The sequence below is a fragment of the Kluyvera sp. Awk 3 genome (assembly GCF_028069715.1).
GTDB classification, from domain to species: Bacteria; Pseudomonadota; Gammaproteobacteria; order Enterobacterales; family Enterobacteriaceae; genus Kluyvera; species Kluyvera georgiana_A.
In genome coordinates, this window is sequence record NZ_JANEWH010000219.1 from 1 (window position 1) to 4,682 (window position 4,682).

Genomic DNA, 4,682 nt, shown 5'->3' on the forward strand with positions numbered 1-4,682 from the left:
CTCAAGAATATTATCTACGGTAAACGCGTTTTACTGACGATCATTTTCCCGACCTGTTCGCCAGCGCTGCGGATATCACCGACAGCGCTGCCCATCACCCCAGCGACTGCTGTGCCGATCCTGACGCCTGCCCACGTCAGCGCGCCCAGCCAGAATGCGGGTAACACCAGGAACATCACGCCCATAATAATATTCACAATCAGATCGTCGGAGGTGTTTTGCAGGCCCCAGAGGTTGAAGTACGAGTGGGTGTCGCTGTCGTACATCATCTGCATCAGCCAGTTATCCAGCCAGCGTGCCAGTTCCCACCAGAAGGTGAGGAAGAACAGGGCGAACTGCACAAAGCTTAGCGTGATGACCGTTTTAAGATCCCATGCCGAGAACAGCAGGATCACCGGAATACAAATCACCAGCGCCATTTCGAGGAAAGCCTGCACCATCGGCAGTGCCTGTCGGACGTTATCAAAAGCCGGAAACAGGGCGTAGCTCGAAAGCCCCGCGCCAATGATCCCGCCCACACGACTCAGCAACTGCGTCTGGCTGAGATTATTCCCCGCACTCCCACCAAACCCGTTGTACACCAGCCCGCCCTGCGATACCTGCATATTGCGCGGGCTCACCAGCGAGCGCAGTACCGCTTCTTCGTACTCCTCTTTCGACTGCCCCAGTTTTTGCAGACGCTGCCAGAGCGTGGTATCGACCTGTTTCAGTAGCTGATTTTTCAGCCCCGCATCACCATCGGACCACCACTCCTTACATGCTGGATAGCCTCCGCCACCCGTATCGTTCAGGCCATCATCGCGGCTGGCGTCATAAGGCCAGGCGGTGCGGGGCGAACGGGAATGATCGTGGTCGTAATAGCCTGGCGTGGAGAGGTAAAAAGACGATCCCACCCAGTCCACCTCCCGGCTCTGTTCCTCGCTAATATCGCTGCCCAGTCGCTTGAGGCGCGCGCGCGACGGCCCATAGCAATCGTTAACGAAATCCTGTAGCTCCTGCGCCAGCGCCGGATCGGCAATCCGGGTGTGTTGCACTTCAAAGCGCAACTGGCGCAAGTCCGGCTTGCAGGGCAAGACGGCGACGGCGGCGCTGGTGATGCCTTTGCCAAGCGCATGAGTGAAGTACCACCACACCGGCACCGAGGCGCTCTGGCCGCTAAGTTCGTTGATCAGCGGCGCATAGCCGGAATCGCCGGGCTGCACCACCGACCAGCCGCACTGCTTTGTGCGCTGGCTATCGTAGGTGAGGGTATTGATATCGACATTGAGGAACGGCACACCCGCGAAGAAGATCACCAGCAGGGCGCTGTAAAGTGAGTGCTCCACCCAGATGACCAGCAGGCGGGCGACGTTGCCCTCATCAGCCCCTTGGCCTCGCGCTTTCAGCCACAGGGCAACTAGTTTTGCCAGCAGGGGCAGGGCGAACAGCCCGGTGGCGGTCAGCGTCTGCCAAACGCCGTTGTTCACCAGCCAGCCGAGCAGGGTGAGCACGTACTCGAAATAGCTATTGGCTGTCATGGCGGGCTGTCCGGCTGTGGGTTATTCAACTGATGCAGGCGGCGGTCGCTGTCGTCCGACACCTCCACCGCCTGCCCCTGAAGCTGGTCGCGCTGCTGTTTGCGTTGCAGGATCTGGCTGGTGGTATTGCGTGTCAGTGCCTGGCGGAAATCGAGTTCCAGCTTAAGCTGGCTCAGCTCTTCATCCAGTTGGGCGGTGGTTTTGCCTAAGCTCTCCTGCGCCTCTTTAACGTTGGCGATATTCGGTTCACGCATGCCCGCGAGCAGCGTGCGCCGGGCCAGCAGCGCCTGTTCGGTGACGCGGGCCAGCGCCAGTTCTCCCGCCAGCCGTTCGGTGAGGACGGTGGCGTCCGGATCATCGCGCAGCGCCTCGACCACGCCGCGGGTCAGTTGCATGGATCCGCCGGAGGCTTTCGCCAGGTTGTCGAAGCCGGGTTTCTGGTTACCGTTAACCAGATCCGTCAGCACAGGCAGGATCTTCGCCTTTTCTTCGTCGATCAGCGGATGCAGACCGATCCCCGCCTGTGCGCCGGAACGTGCGTCCGGATTGTCGGTGGCCTGTGCCACGCTGATGGTCTGTTCACCCACCACGCGGTTCATCCATCCGGCGGCCTCTTCAGGGGATGTCCAGGTGCTACAAAGTTCCCCGTCGCATTCGGAGGAGGTAAGAGACGTGGTGCTGGTGGCGGGCTGCTGGTTGAGAATGTTCCAGCCTGCGGCGGTGGCGTCATGGACCACCTTGATTGGCGGCTGGCCTTTGCCGCCGCGCTTTTCGCCGCCCACCCAGTGCTTGCCCTTGTCGGCGGCCTCTTTTGCCGCTTTCTGGTCGGTGCGGATGGCGTCATTATCGCTGGCGGCGAGGGACTGGTAGTTCTCCGCTTTGGCTCCGGAAAACCAGGCGGAGTCGGCCGCTAAATCGGTCATCTTCTCCGCCATTTTCTGGCAGTTTAGCAGCGACTTATCAAAATCCAGCCGCCCCTGTAATACGCCGTTGGTCAGCAAATCATAAAGCTGCGGATTGGCACGCTGGATAATCATCGCGGGCAGGCTGGCGACCGCCCCGGTGGCACTCTGGATAACGTTGCCCATCAGCTGCTGGAAACCATCGGTGATGCCGTTTAGCTGGTTGCGCACCGTGGTGTCGATGTCGAAATTGCCGCACATCATATCGGCGTTCCAGCCAATGCCCACGCTGAGCGGCGAGGGGCTGCGGCGTACCGGAGGCGGCATGACTGCCTCGCCGCCGCCAATCTGATAGTAAAGCTGGTCGTCAACCGCGCCTCGCGTGCGGAAGCTGTAGTCGTCTGCCGCCACGCAAACCCAGGCGAAAAACAGTAAGACCAGGCAAAGAACTCTCATGACCGCCTCCGTTAACCCGTACTGCCGAGGAAGGTTTGCCCCCGGCGCGGACAGCATTTGTAAGGCCGCCACAGCGTCCAGGCGTACGCGCCATCCTCCGCCAGCTTGTCGGCGTAGGTGTCGGTGGCGCGGCCATCCGGGAACACCGAACAGGCGGCGGATTTTTTCGGCGTGAGCATTTGCCAGCGATGGTTATCGCTGTCACCTTCGATAACCGGGGTGGGCGGCCAGTACCCGGCGCGCGATGAGGCTGTCAGCGGCGTGTAGATATGCGACTGCCCGGTACGCGTCACCAGATCGGCCACGCGCTGGGTATAGTCGTGCGTCTGGCTGATGGCTCCGGCGCGCGGGTAGACATTGCCCCATATATCGCCGTTCTGACCGACTTCCCGCATGCCCGGCGTCAGCGCCTCCGGCCAGGTCATTTCCGGCACACCGCTGCGCCATGCCAGCGTATCGAGTTGACTCAGAAAGTACGGTTCAAAAGGCTGCGATGAAGGCGAGCAGATATAGCCAAACTGGGTGAAAAACTTCGCCAGTTCATCGCCTGCCGGGAAGCCGATGGCATCGGCATTCTTAAAGCGGATCTTGCTGTGCTGGCTGGCTGAACGAGGATTCGTATCGCCGCCGCCTTCGGCAACGCCAGGTATCGGAGGGCTTAACGGCGACATTTCCGCCCATGGATTCTGCCCCGTGTTGCTGTAAGCCGACATCACCAGATCCGGACGAAAATGGCTGACCTTCACCGACGTGCGCACCGTACAGCCGAACGGCGTGCAATAGAGCCAGTAGCATAGGCCGACTACCCGGTAGTTCACGCAGTCCGGCGACAGGGCGGAGGCTGCAATTTCCGGCGTGGTAATGGCTCTGAGCGGGAAAGCGGCGCACAGCATCAGGGGCAACAGAAGAGGAAAGCGGTCTGGCATAACGCCTCCGGCAACAGAGTTTTCTTCTGCCGGGTGTAGCGCAATGCTCATACGATCACTGCTGAAAACTGGAACCAGCCCGTGAAAATTGTTGAGTCTGGCATCAACCTTTGCCGGGCTTTCTGGTGTTATTCTGTGGTTCAGGCCGGGCTACGAAAGTGGTTCCGGCCTGTTTTTTTCTTCATTTTTTATTGTGTTTAAGGAGCAAGGCTTATGCCAGTAAAACGAAAACATCTGACCCGCCATGAAGTGGGGCAGATACTGCTTGCAGCGGACAGAGGGATCCATTTTGAGCGGGATTACTGCCTGATTCAGATGTGTTTTTTACACGGTCTGCGGGTCAGTGAACTGTGTGGGATGCGACTGTCGGATATCGATTTGGTCGGGCGTTCGGTGTATGTCCGACGGCTCAAAAACAGTCTCTCGACGCAGGATCCGCTGTTTGATGCCGAATTGCCCGCGTTGATGCGCTGGCTAAAGGTGCGCCGCCGCTGGCGGGAGGCTGACAGCGACTGGCTTTTTCTGTCGCAGAAAGGAGGCCCGCTGTCGCGTCACCAGGTCAGGTTATTGCTCAGACGTTACGGCGAACTGGGCGGCGTCAGCATTTCCGCATATCCCCATATGCTGAGGCACGGATGCGGCTATGCGCTGGCGGACCTGGGGCGTGATACGCGTCTGATACAGGATTATCTGGGGCACCGGAACATCCGGCATACGGTGATTTATACAGCGACAAATACGCAGAGATTTATGAATGTCTGGGGGAATATGAGAGAAAACCACACAATTAGTGCCAGAATGTAAAGTAGTATCAGAAAAATTTAGCAAAGTGTCAAAATTTTTCTGAGACCCCTTTTGATAACGGATTATCTCTCTGTTTT

Annotated in this window: 4 protein-coding genes; 1 reads left to right on the forward strand and 3 read right to left on the reverse strand. The window is 58.8% G+C overall.

Annotated features, from left to right (window positions below; all coding sequences use genetic code 11):
- Positions 1-14: 14 nt before the first annotated feature.
- Genes NNN71_RS23765 through NNN71_RS23775 form a run of 3 tightly spaced genes read right to left on the reverse strand, consistent with a single transcriptional unit; the run spans position 15 to position 3,801 of the window.
- The gene (locus tag NNN71_RS23765; RefSeq protein ID WP_271459496.1) at positions 15-1,517 is read right to left on the reverse strand and encodes a conjugal transfer protein TraG N-terminal domain-containing protein; all 1,503 of its coding nucleotides are present in this window, start codon (positions 1,515-1,517) and stop codon (positions 15-17) included.
- Positions 1,514-2,875, reverse strand: a complete 1,362-nt coding sequence (locus tag NNN71_RS23770; RefSeq protein ID WP_271459497.1) for an integrating conjugative element protein — start codon at positions 2,873-2,875, stop codon at positions 1,514-1,516. Before NNN71_RS23770 ends, NNN71_RS23765 begins: the two co-directional genes overlap by 4 nt.
- An 11-nt stretch (positions 2,876-2,886) precedes the next feature.
- Positions 2,887-3,801, reverse strand: a complete 915-nt coding sequence (locus NNN71_RS23775) for a TIGR03756 family integrating conjugative element protein (RefSeq protein ID WP_271459499.1) — start codon at positions 3,799-3,801, stop codon at positions 2,887-2,889.
- A 213-nt stretch (positions 3,802-4,014) separates the two neighbouring features.
- Between NNN71_RS23775 and NNN71_RS23780 the strand changes: the two genes are divergently transcribed.
- The gene (locus tag NNN71_RS23780; RefSeq protein WP_271459498.1) at positions 4,015-4,605 is read left to right on the forward strand and encodes a tyrosine-type DNA invertase; all 591 of its coding nucleotides are present in this window, start codon (positions 4,015-4,017) and stop codon (positions 4,603-4,605) included.
- Positions 4,606-4,682 lie beyond the last annotated feature (77 nt).

What these genes read in the sequence shown, in the direction of transcription:
- NNN71_RS23765 (WP_271459496.1), bottom strand. Translation starts at nt 1,517, where the DNA reads ATGACAGCCAATAGCTATTTCGAGTACGTGCTCACCCTGCTCGGCTGG.
- NNN71_RS23770 (WP_271459497.1), bottom strand. Translation starts at nt 2,875, where the DNA reads ATGAGAGTTCTTTGCCTGGTCTTACTGTTTTTCGCCTGGGTTTGCGTG.
- NNN71_RS23775 (WP_271459499.1), bottom strand. Translation starts at nt 3,801, where the DNA reads ATGCCAGACCGCTTTCCTCTTCTGTTGCCCCTGATGCTGTGCGCCGCT.
- NNN71_RS23780 (WP_271459498.1), top strand. Translation starts at nt 4,015, where the DNA reads ATGCCAGTAAAACGAAAACATCTGACCCGCCATGAAGTGGGGCAGATA.